Raw genomic sequence first — 13,800 nt, forward strand, 5'->3', positions numbered from 1 at the left:
CAGTGCCTCGCGCGCAATTCTTCAAGGACGCCCCTCGCATGACTCATTGGACGCTCAGCGACGACCCACACGCGGAACGTGAAGCCCACAAGTACGACAATCCCGTTCCCAGCCGCGAATATCTGCTGGCCCGCCTGGAAGAGTACGGTAAGCCGATTACCCACGAGAACATGAGCCGCATGCTGGGACTCGAGGACGAGAACCAGCTCGAAGCGGTGCGCCGCCGCCTGGCCGCCATGGAGCGTGACGGCCAGATCCTGCGCGACCGCCGCGGCGCCTATGCGCTGATCGACAAGCTCGACCTGATCAAGGGCAAGGTGCTCGGCCACCGCGACGGCTTCGGCTTCCTGATTCGCGATGACGGCAAGAAGCCCGACCTGGTGATGCCGCCGCGCCAGATGCGCCGCGTGTTCCACGGCGACCACGTGCTGGTGAGGGTCAGTGGCCGCGACCGCCGCGGCCGCGACGAGGCGACCATCGCCGAGATCATCGCCCGCAATACCCAGACCATCGTCGGCGTCTACCGCCAGAACAGCGATGAGTTCGGGGTGCTGATCCCCGAGAATTCGCGGATCTCCCAGGAAGTGATCATCCCCCACAGCGCCTGCGGCGGCGCCCAGGACGGCCAGGTGGTCTCGGCCAAGATCGTCAAGCAGCCCGAGACCCGGGTGCAGCCGGTGGGCGAGGTGGTCGAGGTGCTCGGTGAGCGCATGGATCCGGGGATGGAGATCGACATCGCCATCCGCAGTCACGACATTCCCGCCGACTTCCCGCCCGACGTGCTCGACCAGATCGCCAGCATGTCGGCGGAAGTGGCCGAGGAGGACAAGGCCCACCGCATCGACCTGCGTGACGTGCCGCTGGTGACCATCGATGACGAGAGCGCCAAGGACTTCGACGACGCGGTGTGCGCCTGGAAGACCAAGTCCGGGAGTTGGAAATTGCTGGTGGCGATCGCCGACGTGTCGCACTACGTGCGCCCCGGCAGTGCACTGGACCAGGAGGCTCACACCCGCGGTAACTCGGTGTACTTCCCGGGGCAGGTGGTGCCGATGCTGCCGGAACTGCTCTCCAATGGCCTGTGTTCGCTGAACCCGGACGTCGACCGCCTGGCGATGGTCTGCGAGATGAATATCTCCCAGAGCGGGGTGATCAGCCGCTACCGCTTCTACGAGGCGGTGTTCCGCTCCCATGCCCGCCTCACCTATAACAAGGTTGGCAAGATCCTCGAGAGCGAGGAGAGCCCCGAGCGCACCGCGCTGCACGAGGAGTACCGCGAGCTGGTGCCGTCGCTGGAGAATCTCCACGCACTTTACCACCTGCTGCGCGAGTCACGCAGCGAGCGCGGCGCCATCGAGTTCGAGACCACCGAGACGGCGATCCTGTTCAACGAGGAGCGCAAGATCGAGAATATCGTGCCGCGTTCACGCAACGATGCCCACAAGATCATCGAGGAGTGCATGCTGGCCGCCAACGTGGCCACCGCGCGCTTCCTCGACAAGCACGACCTGCCGGCGCTGTACCGCATCCACCAGCCGCCGACGCCGGAGCGTCTCGACAAGCTGCGGCTGTTCCTCAACGAGCTGGGCCTGTCACTGGGCGGCGGCGATAACCCCACGCCTCAGGACTATCGCGCGCTGGCCGCGGTGATCAAGGATCGCCCCGATGCCGATATCATCCAGACCGTGATGCTGCGCTCGATGAACCGCGCGGTCTACTCGCCGCACAACGAGGGCCACTTCGGCCTGGCCTATCCGGCCTATGCCCACTTCACCTCGCCGATCCGCCGCTATCCGGACCTGCTGGTGCACCGCGCGATTCGCTCGGTGGTGCGCGGCCCGCGCCAGACCGCCACGGTACTGCGCGCCGAGGGCGCGCCGGTGGATCCGCCAAGCAGCTGGTGCCCATACACCTTCGAGCAGATGATCGAGCTCGGCGAGCACTGCTCGATGACCGAGCGGCGCGCCGACGACGCCACCCGCGACGTCGAGGACTGGCTCAAGTGCGAGTTCATGTCCGACAAGCTCGGCGAGGTCTACGACGGCACCATCGCCTCGGTCACCCAGTTCGGGATCTTCGTGCGTCTCGACGATATCTACGTCGAGGGCCTGGTCCACGTCACCTCGCTGCCCTCCGACTACTACCACTACGAGGCCGAGAAGCACCGCCTCAAGGGTGAGCGCTCCGGCGTCTCCTATCGCCTGGGCGACGGCGTCACCGTGCAGGTGGCGCGGGTCGACCTCGATGAGCGCAAGCTCGACTTCGACCTGGTCGACGACAAACCGCGGCCGAAGCGCACCCCCAAGCGTGGCAAGCCGAGCGCTGCCAACTCGGACGGCGCCAAGTCGGACGCTGCCAAGAGTGACAAGGCCGAGGCGCCGGGCGGCAAGTCGCGCCGCCGCCGCGGCCCCCGCAAGCCCAAGGGCGGCGGCAAGCGCTGATGGCGATACACAAGCGCCGCAAGCCGTCGTCGAGAGGCAATAAAGCCCAGCCCCCCGGCGGCCTGGATGCGGTCTACGGGGTACACGCGGTGCGTGCACTGCTCGAGCGCGGCGAGCGCCCCCGTGAGCTGTGGGTGCAGGAGGGCGGCGCCGCGGCACGCCTCGCCGAGCTGGTCGACAGCGCCCAGCAGAGCGGCGCGCGGCTGGTCAGCCAGCCCCGCGAGCTGCTCGATGAGCTGGCCCAGGGGGCGGCCCACCAAGGCATCGTTGCGTTCTGTACGCCGCTGGCCGCCGAGGGCGAGGCCTCTCTGTGGCTGCGCCTCGAGGCGTGGCCGGATGGCGCGCCGCCGCCGCTGCTGCTGATTCTCGACGGCGTCACCGATGTGCACAACTTCGGCGCCTGTCTGCGCAGCGCCGATGCCGCCGGCGTGGACGGCGTGATCGTACCCAAGGACAAGGCCGCGCCGCTCAACGCCACGGTGCGCAAGGTGGCCTGCGGCGCGGCGGAGAGCGTGCCGGTCTATCAGGTCACCAACCTGGCGCGGGCCATGGCCAAGCTCAAGGCGCTGGGGGTGTGGATCACCGGCACCGCCGGCGAGGCCGACGCCAGCCTGTTCGAGGCCGACTTTCGCGGCGCCACGGCGCTGGTGATGGGCGCCGAGGGCAAGGGCATGCGGCGCCTGACCCGCGAGGCCTGCGATGGGCTGGTCAAGCTGCCGATGGCCGGCAGCGTCTCCAGCCTCAACGTCTCGGTGGCCACTGGCGTCTGCCTGTTCGAGGCGGTGCGCCAGCGTCATCAGAGTGCCGTCTTGTTATAGCCACGTTCATTGCAGTTGCCAGAATGGCGCACTGCCTGCTAGCGAGGGACGCCGGCGGTAGGTCGAAGAGGAGGTTTGCGCCATGGGTGAGGAGCATTGCTCCGAACGGGCTGGCCATGGATGGCCAGCACTGGTCCTGCAAGCGAAGCAGGATGCGAGAGCGCAGCAGGGCGCAATGTAGCGCCCAGGGATGGGTTTACAGCGCCTCCTCGTAGGCCTACCGGCGGATCAGTCCCGAGGGTGCTGCTAGCTATATGCCATAGCCCAACACTTCTCTCCCTCCAGCTTGCGGAATTTGCCTTTAGTCCTTAGAATATTGGCGCCCGTGCGTCCTTCGTGCGGGCATTAGTGTTTCCACTATCACCTCCTTGCTTCCCCTGGTCGTGCCACGTCAGGCCTCAGGAAGCTGTCAAACCGAAAGGAGCTAGCATGCGCCATTACGAAATCGTGTTCATGGTCCACCCGGACCAGAGCGAACAGGTTCAGGCGATGGTCGAGCGCTACACCTCTCTCGTCACCGAGAGCGGCGGTACCGTGCACCGTCTGGAAGATTGGGGCCGCCGTCATCTGGCCTACCCGATCAACAAGATTCACAAGGCTCACTACGTGATGATGAACGTCGAGTGCCGCGGCGAGACCCTCGAGGAAATCGAGAACATCTTCCGCTTCAACGACGCGATCATCCGTAGCCTGGTCGTGCGTTGCAAGGAAGCCATCACCGAAGCGTCACCGATGATGAAGCCGGCGGAAGAGAAGCGTCCGCGCCGCGAGGACAAGCCCCGCGAGCGTAACGAGAACGAAGAAGAAACCGCCGAAGCTAACTGATTTCCGCACGTCCATAGGAGACTTTACATGGCACGCTTTTTCCGTCGCCGCAAGTTCTGCCGTTTCACCGCCGAAGGCGTGAAGCAGATCGATTACAAAGACATCGATACGCTCAAGGCCTACGTCACCGAGACTGGCAAGATCGTCCCGAGCCGTATCACCGGTACCAAGGCCCGCTACCAGCGTCAGCTGTCTACCGCGATCAAGCGGGCACGCTACCTGGCGCTGCTGCCGTACACCGATAGCCACCAGTAAGCCATAGGCGTGATGCTGCCTATCGCCCGCTGGCTGATGCGCGGCACCCCCTACGCGGTGGGCGCCGCGGCACTGGCCTCCGTAGTCCCCTGGCTGTTCTGGTTCGGTGCGGCCATTGCTGCGCTGGTGACGCTGCGCCGCGGTTTGGCGCCGGCCACGCCGGTGATCCTCGCCGCCGCGCTCCCCGCCGGCTGGTGGTGGACCCAGGGGGATGCCATCCCGCTGGCCACGGTGCTGCTGGTCACGCTGATGGCCAGCGTGCTGCGCGCGAGGATGCGCTGGAGCGAGGCGCTGATCGTCGGCGCCCTGGCCGGCGCGGGGATGGTCCAGTTGGGGCTGTTCGTACCGCCCGGCGGCGCGGGGCCACTGCTCGAGCAGGTGCGGCAGAACTCGGCGGAAGTCGATCGCATGCTCACCGAGTTCGCCAATCAGGGGCTCGATACCGAGCGTCTGGCGGTGCTGCTGATCGGCGGGGTGACCGGGCTGATCGTGCTGGTCGCCGCGGTGGCCTGTTTGGCGCTGGCGCGCAGCTGGCAGGCCGGGCTCTACAACCCCGGCGGCTTTCGCCAGGAGTTCCACGGGCTACGCATGGCGCCCAAGGAGCTGGCGGTGCTGGTGGTGCTCGGGGTGATCGGCATGCTGCTGGGGATCCCGGCGCTGGCGATGCTCAGCTGGGTGCCGCTGCTGGTGGCAGGGGTTGCGCTGGTACATGGTTTTATTGGTCTAAAGGGGATGAACGGGCTGTGGTTGGTGGCCTTCTACGTATTGCTGATTACCACCTGGCCCATGATTCTGATTGTACTGCTTCTGGCCTTCATCGATTCGCTCGCGGACTTCCGTGGGCGCCTGGCCCGAAGCGACTGACAAGAGGTTAACGAGATGGAAGTCATTCTGCTCGACAAGATTGGCAAGCTGGGTGGCCTGGGTGACAAGGTCACCGTCAAGCCCGGTTATGGTCGTAACTATCTGGTGCCCTACGGCCTCGCCGTGCCGGCCACCAAGGACAACGTTGCCGCCTTCGAAGCGCAGCGTGCCGAGCTCGAAGCTCAAGCCGCCGACCGCAAGGCCGAGGCCGAAGCCCGCGCCGCTCAGCTCAGCGAGATCGAGCTGTCGCTGGTCTCCAAGGCCGGTGACGAAGGCAAGCTGTTCGGTTCCATCGGTCCGCGCGACCTGGCCGAAGCGATCGCTTCTGCCGGCATCGACATCGCCAAGAGCGAAGTGCGCATGCCGGAAGGCCCGATCCGTGCCACCGGTGAGTACGACATCGACCTGCAGCTGCATGCCGAAGTCGCTACCAGCGTGCGCGTTGTGGTCGTCGCCGAGTAAGCGATACGCCATGCGACGGCGCATGCCGTCGCAGGACGCCAGTCCCCAAGCCCCCGTAGCCCTGCTGCGGGGGCTTGCTCGTGTCTGGCTGGTGGAAACGGGCCTGTAGGCTTGCCAAAATGTCAGACATTTTATAGGCTGGCTTCTCGTTCGTCAGGAGGCCTGCCATGTCGCTCGATCAACTGCCGCGTCACCGGGGGGGCGCCGACGCCCTGGCGCGGCTGCTGGGCCAGGCACTATTGGCCGGCAGCTGGCAGCCGGGCGAGGTCTTTCCCCGCGAGCTGGACCTGTGCCAGCACTTCGATGTCAGCCGTAACCAGGTGCGCAATGCGCTGGCAAGCCTTACCGCCACTGGCCTGATCGAGCGTACTGCGGGCCGCGGCACCCGGGTTTGTCCGGTCAGCGACTGGCATCTGCTCGACCCGCTGATGAGCGGCTGGCTGGCCGGTCTGGATAGCCCTGACCCACAGCTGGTGCGCGAGATCTTTGCCTTCCGTTTTTCCGCCGAGCCGGTCGTCGCCGGGCTCGCTGCCGGCGCCGCCGCCGCGCCTGATATCGCGGCGATCGAGCAGGCGTTCGAGGGCATGCGCGTCACCGCCAGTGCCGGGCAGGGCGAGCAGCACGTCGAACACGACCTGGCCTTCCACGAAGCGATCTACCGTGCCAGCCACAACCTAGTGTGGCGGCAGATGGGCCATCTGCTGCGGCCCTCCATCATGGCACTGATCCAGCACTCGCAGCACAGCGTTGCGACCCTCGACGACAGCCTGGTGCGCCATGGCCAGGTGCTGGCGGCGATCCGCGAAGGCCAGCCCGAGGCCGCCGAGCGGGCGGCACGCGAGGTGCTCAAGCGCACTGCCATCGACCTGGGTATCGTCGCCGAGACGATCGACGCCTGATCCACTCCAAGGAGTCCCGTATGAAGATCACCCGACTCAAGACCTGGCAGGTGCCGCCGCGCTGGCTGTTCCTCAAGATTGAGACCGACGCGGGCTGCTACGGCTGGGGCGAGCCGGTCATCGAGGGCCGCGCCGCCACCGTCGAGGCCGCCGTGCACGAGCTGTCCGACTACCTGGTCGGCCAGGATCCGCACCGCATCGAGCATCTGTGGAACATGATGTATCGCGCCGGCTTCTATCGCGGCGGCCCGATCCTGATGAGTGCTATCGCCGGTATCGACCAGGCGCTGTGGGACCTCAAGGGCCGTGATCTCGGCGTGCCGGTGCACCAGTTGCTGGGCGGCGCGGTGCGCGACAAGATGCGCATGTACGCCTGGACCGGCGGCGACCGGCCCAGCGACGTGGGGGCCGGGGCCCGCGCGCTGGTCGAACAGGGCTTCACGGCGTTCAAGATGAACGGCACGCCGGAGCTGGCCATCGTCGACTCCCACCACAAGATCGACGAGGCGGTGGCGCGGGTCGCCGAGGCGCGCCAGGCGGTGGGGCCCGAGGTGGGTATCGGCATCGATTTCCACGGCCGCGTGCACCGCCCGATGGCCAAGGCGCTGCTGCGCGAGCTGGAACCCTTCCACCCGATGTTCGTCGAGGAGCCGGTGGCCCCCGAGCACCTGCCGTGCCTCAAGCAGATCGCCGGCGGTCTCGGCTATCCGCTGGCCACCGGCGAGCGGCTGCATACGCGCTTCCAGTTCCGTGACCTGCTGGCCGACGGCATGATCGATATCATCCAGCCCGACCTCTCCCACTGCGGCGGCATCAGCGAGGGGCTCAAGATCGCCGCCCTGGCCTCGGCTCACGATGTGGCGCTGGCACCGCATTGCCCGCTGGGCCCGCTGACCCTGGCCACCTCGCTGCAGCTGGATGCGGTGTGCCACAACGCCTTCATCCAGGAGCAGAGCATGGGCATCCACTACAACCAGGGCAACGACGTCCTCGACTATCTGGTCGACAAGTCGGCGCTGGCCATCGAGGACGGCTTCTGCGCCATTCCCCAAGGGCCTGGGCTGGGCGTGGAGATCGATGAGGCGTTCGTCGAGGAGCGCGCCAAGGTCGGCCATCGCTGGCGCAATCCGGTGTGGACCCACGCCGACGGCTCGATCGCCGAATGGTGAACGAGGCCATGCCGATCAGCCAGCGGCTCAGTTGGATCGCCGTCGACTGGGGCTCCAGCAACCTGCGCGCCTGGGCCATCGGCGATGACGGCCGGGGGCTGGCGCGAGGCGGCAGCCAGCGAGGCATGCTGTCGCTGGCGCCCGGCGACTATGAGACAGCGCTGCTCGAGGTGGTGGGCGACTGGCTGCCTGTCGGCAGGCGCACGCCGGTGCTGGTCTGCGGCATGGCCGGTGCCCGACAGGGCTGGTGCGAGGCCGCCTACCTGCCGCTGCCGGCGCGCCTCGACGACCTGGCCCGCGGCGCGGTGAGTCCGACGGTCGCTGATCCGCGCCTGGCCGTGCAACTGCTGCCGGGACTCTGCCAGACCCGCGAGGGTGCCTTCGATGTGATGCGCGGCGAGGAGACCCAGCTGGCCGGGCTGGTGGCCGACGACGGGGCCTTCTCGGGGCTGGTCGGCCTGCCGGGTACCCACGCCAAGTGGGCGCGCCTCGAGCAAGGCGCGGTGTCCCGCTTCACCACCTGCCTCAGCGGTGAGCTGTACGGCCTGCTGGCTCGCCAGTCGCTGCTCAAGCACTCGATCGGCGAGGACGACCTCGCCGCGCCCGGCGACCGCGAGGCCTTCGTGTCCGCGGTGCGTGACCTCCACGCCAACCCCGGACGCTACAGCGCGGCGCTGTTCGGCCTGCGTGCCGCCGATCTGCTGGATGGCGAGCTGCCCAGCGGCGCTGTGCGTGGCGCCCGTCTGGCCGCGCGACTTTCAGGGCTCACCATCGGCTTGGAGCTGGCCGGCCTGGGCAGTGAGCTGACGGCCAGCGACCCCATCACCCTGATCGGTAACACGGCGCTCTGTACGCGCTATGCGTTGGCGTTGGAGTCCCTGGGCTACGCCAGTCGCTGCCTGGACGGCGACACGGCGGTGCTGGCCGGCCTGGGCCTGGCGTACCAGGCGCTGCCAAGCTGATCCTTTTTTTGCTGGAGACTGCGTGATGACGCTACCCCTGATCGGTATCCTGCGCGGCGTTACCCCCGACGCCGCGGTGGCAGTGGGCGAGGCGGTGCTCGCCGCCGGTATCACCACCCTCGAGGTGCCGCTCAACTCCCCGCAGCCCCTCGACAGCATCGCGCGGCTGCGCGAGGCGCTGGGCGAACGGGCGCTGGTTGGGGCGGGCACCGTGCTGAGCCCCGCCCAGGTGCGCGAGGTGCACGCCGCCGGCGGCCAGCTGGTGGTCTCGCCCAACTGCCGACCGGCGGTGATCGAGGCGACGCGACGGCTCGACATGCACAGCTGGCCGGGGGTGGTCACGCCCAGCGAGGCCTTCGAGGCCCTCGACGCCGGCGCCAGCGGGCTCAAGCTATTCCCCGCGGTGCAGGTGGGGATCGCCGGCATGCAGGCGCTGCGCGCGGTGCTGCCCGCCGGCACCCGGCTCTACGCGGTGGGCGGCATCGGCGTCGACAACTTCGCCGACTGGTGCGCCGCCGGCGTCGACGGGGCGGGGCTCGGCAGCGCCCTTTACCGGACGGGGCAGGACCCAGGCCAGGTGGCTGAGCAGGCCCGCCGCCTGGTGGCGGCTTGGCGAGCGGCTGCGCAAGCCCCATGAGCGGCGTCGCCGGAGGGCCGCAGGCCAGGCTCGCTGAGGTCAGGCGTTGGGCCCCGCTTACCTCGATCCTGCCGCAGGATTTTCATGATCGACTCGGAGTGGCTGCATCGCTTGGGGTAGAATGCGCTTGCTTGGCGTGTTCGCCTAGCGTGCAAGCCACTCCGTTTTCCCCAGGCCGTGAAGCGTCATGAACGACATCGTAGAGACCGATAAGGAAACCGCCGCGCTCAAGGTGCCCCCGCACTCGTTGGAAGCCGAACAGTCGGTGCTGGGCGGCTTGATGCTCGACAACCAGGCCTGGGACACCGTCTCCGAGCGGCTGGTGGGCGGCGACTTCTACCGCTACGAGCATCGCCTGGTGTTCAACGCCATGCAGGGTCTGGCCGAGGGCGGCCATCCGCTGGACGTGGTGACGCTGTCCGAGGCGCTGGAGAATCGCGACCAGCTGGATACCGTGGGTGGCCTGGCCTATCTCGCCGAGCTGGCGCGCAATACGCCGTCGGCGAGCAACATCCGGGCCTACGCCGACATCGTCCGCGAGCGGGCCACGCTCAGGAAGCTGATCCAGGCCGCCAGTCAGGTCGCCGAGAGCGCCTTCGCGCCCCAGGGGCGGCCCGCCGACGAGCTGGTCAACGAGGCCGAGCGGCTGGTGTTCCAGATCAGCGAGGAGCGGCCCAAGTCGGGCGGCCCGATCGGCATGAGCGAACTGCTGGCCAAGGCGGTGGACCGCATCGACGAGCTGTTCAACATGCAGGGCGAGATGAGCGGGCTGTCGACCGGCTTTCGCGATCTCGACGATATGACCTCGGGCCTGCAGCCTTCCGACCTGGTGATCATTGCCGGACGCCCCTCGATGGGCAAGACCACCTTCGCCATGAACCTGGTCGAGCACGCGGTGATCTCCAGCGACAAGCCGGTGGTGGTGTTCTCCATGGAGATGCCCGCCGAATCGCTGATGCTGCGCATGCTGTCGTCGCTGGGGCGCATCGACCAGACCCGCGTGCGTACCGGCCAGCTCGAGGACGAGGACTGGCCGCGGCTGACCTCGGCGGTCAACCTGCTCAAGGACAAGCAGCTGTTCATCGACGACACCGCGGCGCTGTCACCCAACGAGATGCGCTCGCGGGTGCGGCGCATCGTTCGCGAGCACGGTAATATCGGCCTGATCATGATCGACTACCTGCAGCTGATGCAGATCCCCGGCTTCTCCGAGAACCGCACCGGTGAGATCTCCGAGATCTCGCGCTCGCTCAAGGGGCTGGCCAAGGAGTTCGGCTGCCCGGTGGTGGCGCTGTCGCAGCTCAACCGCTCGCTGGAGCAGCGTCCCAACAAACGCCCGGTGATGTCGGACCTGCGCGAGTCGGGGGCCATCGAGCAGGACGCCGACGTGATCGCCTTCGTCTATCGCGATGAGGTCTATAATCCGGACAACCCCGATAATCAGGGGCTCGCCGAGCTGATCATCGGCAAGCAGCGTAACGGACCCATCGGCACGGTGCACATGGCGTTCATCGGCAAGTACACGCGCTTCGAGGATCTGGCCCCGGACAGCTACGGCCAGCACTTTGGGGAATAGGACCGCGGCCTTGAGCCGCGGCGCCCAGTCCGTATAATGCCGAGCCCCACGCAACCCGCAACAGGAGGCCTCATGGCAGGCGGATTTCGACGCGGCAACCGCAAGCGCATTCCCAAGCTGGAAGGGCGTGGAGAGCTCCAGGAGCTCGAACGCGAGGGGCCGTTCAAGGAGTGGCTGGGCATGCCCGACCTCTACCGCTACCGGCTGGTGGTCGACGGCGTGACCTACAGCTACCAGACCGAGGATGCCGAGGTGCCCGTGGCCGTTGGCGATCGGGTGGTGTTCCGCTACAAGGAGACCAAGGCCGGCAACTGGGTCGACCGCAACTCGCTGGGCAAGGCCATCGACCCCTCGGAATACCAGTAGGCGAGCTTGCACCTGGAACTTGACGACTTGGACAGGGTCACAGATCTGTCGTCGTAAGGACACGACGCTGTCATCGGGGGACGCCATGCTGACCCCTATTTATCTACCCATCGTCGTCATTTTTCGGGAGCTGGATCCATGGAGTTCGACAATCTCAAGGCCTTCGTGGCCGACCACGATAATTTCGAGATTCGCGTCATCAGCCACGCCGGCAGCCGCTACTATCAGCTCGAGCTGGAAGACTTGGAAGGGCAGCGCCATATGCTGTGCCGGCGCGGCAAGCCGGTGATGTTCCGCGCCCTCGACGACATCTACCTCGAGCTCAAGCGCGCCGGCATTCATCGCGCCTATCTGGTGCAGTACGTGGCCCACGACGAGATGATCGGGCGCGACGCCCACTACAACGATCCGCTGTCGTCACGTATGCCCCTGGTGTTCTAGCGCCACGCCACCCTCACTCGGTGCGCCTGCGGCGTGCCAGCCACCAGCGCCCCAGCCGCACCCGGCGACGCGCAAACCAGCGATACCCCGCGTCCAACGCGCCTGCCAGCCCCGGTAGGCCGCTTATCCACACCAGTCGTCGGTAGCCGAGCACCGCATACAGCGCACGGCTGGCGTCCATGCCCACGAACCACTGGCCCGCCGCATCGCGCAGGTGCAGCCGCCCCATCATCGCCTCGAAGCTGCTGCCCAGCGCCTCGGCGTCGAAGCCGTCGGCCTGGATATCCACCAGCGCCACCCGGTCGCGACGCGGATGGCGCGCCAGCCACGCCACTTCGCGCTGGCATAGCGGGCAGTGCCCGTCGTGGAACAGCGTCACCGGTGAGCGGGCGGCGAGGGGGCGATGGCGTGACATCACGGGGTCTCCTGGTGGTAGCCGGCGCGATGCGCCTGGTGCTGTGTGCCGCCGCCATAGCTCTCCTCGCCATCGAGGCGGGCAAGAAAGGCCTCGGCCTGCTGGCGGATGGCATCGCGCTTGGCGTCGGTCATGCGTCGCAGCGAGCCGTAGATCAGCGCCATGCGCGGGTTGTCGGCGAGCCGCTCGGCGTGGCGCTCGAGAAACTGCCAGTAGAGGCTGTTGAGCGGACAGGCGTGGGTGCCGGTGATCTGCTTGGGATCGTAGCGGCACTGGCGGCAGTGGTCGGACATGCGATCGATGTACTTGCCCGAGGCGCAGTAGGGCTTGGAGCCCATCAGGCCGCCGTCGGCGTGCAGCACCATACCCAGGGTATTGGGCAGTTCGACCCACTCGCAGGCGTCGGCGTAGACCGCTAGGTACCAGTCGCACAGCGCCTCGGGTGCGACGTCGCAGAGCAGCGCAAAATTGCCGGTGACCATCAGCCGCTGGATATGGTGGGCGTAGGCGTTGTCGCGGGTCATCTCGATGGCGCGCCTGAGGCAGCGCAGCTCGGTATCGCCGCTCCAATAGAAATCTGGCAGCTGGCGCCGGGCGCCGAGGTGGTTGCCAGTCTTGTAGGCGGGCATCCGGGTCCAGTAGAGGCCGCGCACGTACTCCCGCCAGCCGAGGATCTGGCGAATGAAGCCCTCCACGGCGTTGAGCGGAGCGCGGCCCTCATGGTAGGCGCGCTCGGCCGCCTCGCACACCTCGCGGGGCGACAGCAGGCCGAGGTTGAGCGCCGGGGCGAGCCGCGAGTGGAATAGCCAGGGCTCGGCGTCGCTGATGGCGTCCTGGAAGCGGCCGAAGTCGGGCAGCGCATGGGTCAAAAAGTGGCGCAGGTCGGCCAGCGCCTGGCGGCGCGTCACCGCCCAGTTGAAGCCCGCCAGGTCGCCAAAGTGGTCGGCGAAGTGCTCGGCCACCAGCGCCAGCACGTCGCGGGTGATGGCGTCGCGGCGGTGCCGCGGCGGGGCGGGAGGCGCCGCATCGTCGGCGAGCGGCTGGCGGTTGTCGTGGTCGAAGTTCCACTGGCCGCCGGCCGGCTCGCTGCCCTCCATCAGCAGGCCGCTGCGGCGCCGCTGTTCACGATAGAAGTACTCCATGCGCAGCGACTTGCGGCCCTCTGCCCAGGCGGCGAAGTCGTCTGGAGTAGTGAAAAAGCGCGTATCCTCGTGCAGCTGCCAGGGCAGGGCGGCGTCGCGGCGCGCCTGCATCGCCTGCCATAGCCGCCACTCCCCCGGGCGTACCGCCCGTATGCTGTCGCAGCCGTAGCGCTCGGCGAGGCGCTCGGCTTCGGCGATCAGGCTGTGGGCATTGTCGTCGTCATCGAGCCGGCTGTAGTGCACGTTAACGCCGCGCCGGCGCAGCTCCTCGGCGAAGTGGCGCATCGCCGCCAGCATCATGGCGACCTTCTGCGGATGGTGCGGTACGTAGCGGCCTTCGTCCTCGACCTCGCATAGCGCCACTACGGCATTGGCCGGGGCGTCGCGCAGGATGGCGAGGTCGTGGCTGAGCTGATCGCCGAGCACCAGCAGCAGTGGCTTGGACATGAATTGACCTGAAGTTATACAAATAATGCTGATAGTATAACCTGATTCTTCTCGGCGGCGAGCCGGATGCTAGAATCGTTC

The 13,800-nt window shown here is 67.3% G+C and carries 15 protein-coding genes; 13 read left to right on the forward strand and 2 right to left on the reverse strand.

The window, feature by feature from the left end:
* Positions 1–38: 38 nt before the first annotated feature.
* From BWR19_03550 to BWR19_03610, 13 genes are all read left to right on the forward strand, one after another.
* Positions 39–2,441, forward strand: a complete 2,403-nt coding sequence (locus BWR19_03550; protein APX92083.1) for a ribonuclease R — start codon at positions 39–41, stop codon at positions 2,439–2,441.
* The gene (locus BWR19_03555) at positions 2,441–3,259 is read left to right on the forward strand and encodes a 23S rRNA (guanosine(2251)-2'-O)-methyltransferase RlmB (GenBank protein ID APX92084.1); all 819 of its coding nucleotides are present in this window, start codon (positions 2,441–2,443) and stop codon (positions 3,257–3,259) included. Before BWR19_03550 ends, BWR19_03555 begins: the two co-directional genes overlap by 1 nt.
* A gap of 429 nt (positions 3,260–3,688) precedes the next feature.
* Positions 3,689–4,084: a 30S ribosomal protein S6 gene (locus BWR19_03560; GenBank protein ID APX92085.1), complete on the forward strand. Its 396-nt coding sequence runs from the start codon at positions 3,689–3,691 to the stop codon at positions 4,082–4,084.
* Positions 4,085–4,111: 27 nt separating this feature from the next.
* Positions 4,112–4,339, forward strand: coding sequence for a 30S ribosomal protein S18 (locus tag BWR19_03565; GenBank protein APX92086.1), 228 nt, complete (start codon positions 4,112–4,114; stop codon positions 4,337–4,339).
* A gap of 12 nt (positions 4,340–4,351) precedes the next feature.
* Positions 4,352–5,203, forward strand: coding sequence for a hypothetical protein (locus tag BWR19_03570; GenBank protein APX92087.1), 852 nt, complete (start codon positions 4,352–4,354; stop codon positions 5,201–5,203).
* 15 nt (positions 5,204–5,218) lie between these two features.
* Positions 5,219–5,665 carry a 50S ribosomal protein L9 gene (locus tag BWR19_03575; GenBank protein APX92088.1) on the forward strand — a complete coding sequence of 149 codons (447 nt, stop codon included), beginning with the start codon at positions 5,219–5,221 and terminating at the stop codon, positions 5,663–5,665.
* Between the two features lie 167 nt (positions 5,666–5,832).
* Positions 5,833–6,564 carry a GntR family transcriptional regulator gene (locus tag BWR19_03580; GenBank protein APX92089.1) on the forward strand — a complete coding sequence of 244 codons (732 nt, stop codon included), beginning with the start codon at positions 5,833–5,835 and terminating at the stop codon, positions 6,562–6,564.
* Positions 6,565–6,584: 20 nt separating this feature from the next.
* A complete protein-coding gene (locus tag BWR19_03585; protein ID APX92090.1) occupies positions 6,585–7,733 on the forward strand; it encodes a galactonate dehydratase in 1,149 nt (382 codons plus the stop codon).
* Between the two features lie 8 nt (positions 7,734–7,741).
* Positions 7,742–8,695 (forward strand): 2-keto-3-deoxy-galactonokinase, encoded by a 954-nt coding sequence (locus BWR19_03590; protein APX94886.1) that lies wholly within the window; start codon positions 7,742–7,744, stop codon positions 8,693–8,695.
* A 25-nt stretch (positions 8,696–8,720) separates the two neighbouring features.
* Positions 8,721–9,332: a 2-dehydro-3-deoxy-6-phosphogalactonate aldolase gene (locus tag BWR19_03595; GenBank protein ID APX92091.1), complete on the forward strand. Its 612-nt coding sequence runs from the start codon at positions 8,721–8,723 to the stop codon at positions 9,330–9,332.
* A 187-nt stretch (positions 9,333–9,519) separates the two neighbouring features.
* Positions 9,520–10,908, forward strand: a complete 1,389-nt coding sequence (locus BWR19_03600; protein ID APX92092.1) for a replicative DNA helicase — start codon at positions 9,520–9,522, stop codon at positions 10,906–10,908.
* A gap of 72 nt (positions 10,909–10,980) precedes the next feature.
* Positions 10,981–11,274 (forward strand): hypothetical protein, encoded by a 294-nt coding sequence (locus tag BWR19_03605; GenBank protein APX92093.1) that lies wholly within the window; start codon positions 10,981–10,983, stop codon positions 11,272–11,274.
* A 138-nt stretch (positions 11,275–11,412) separates the two neighbouring features.
* Positions 11,413–11,715, forward strand: coding sequence for a hypothetical protein (locus tag BWR19_03610; GenBank protein ID APX92094.1), 303 nt, complete (start codon positions 11,413–11,415; stop codon positions 11,713–11,715).
* 13 nt (positions 11,716–11,728) lie between these two features.
* Here the strand turns inward: BWR19_03610 and BWR19_03615 are convergent, their stop codons facing one another.
* Together BWR19_03615 and BWR19_03620 are read right to left on the reverse strand one after the other, a co-directional pair.
* Entirely contained in the window at positions 11,729–12,130 is a 402-nt protein-coding gene (locus tag BWR19_03615; GenBank protein APX92095.1) for a thiol-disulfide oxidoreductase, read from the reverse strand.
* On the reverse strand, positions 12,130–13,719 hold the full coding sequence (locus tag BWR19_03620) for a cryptochrome/photolyase family protein (GenBank protein ID APX92096.1): 1,590 nt from the start codon (positions 13,717–13,719) through the stop codon (positions 12,130–12,132). The genes BWR19_03615 and BWR19_03620 overlap by 1 nt, the downstream gene beginning before the upstream one ends.
* Positions 13,720–13,800 lie beyond the last annotated feature (81 nt).

Source organism: Halomonas sp. 1513 (genome assembly GCA_001971685.1).
GTDB lineage: Bacteria > Pseudomonadota > Gammaproteobacteria > Pseudomonadales > Halomonadaceae > Franzmannia.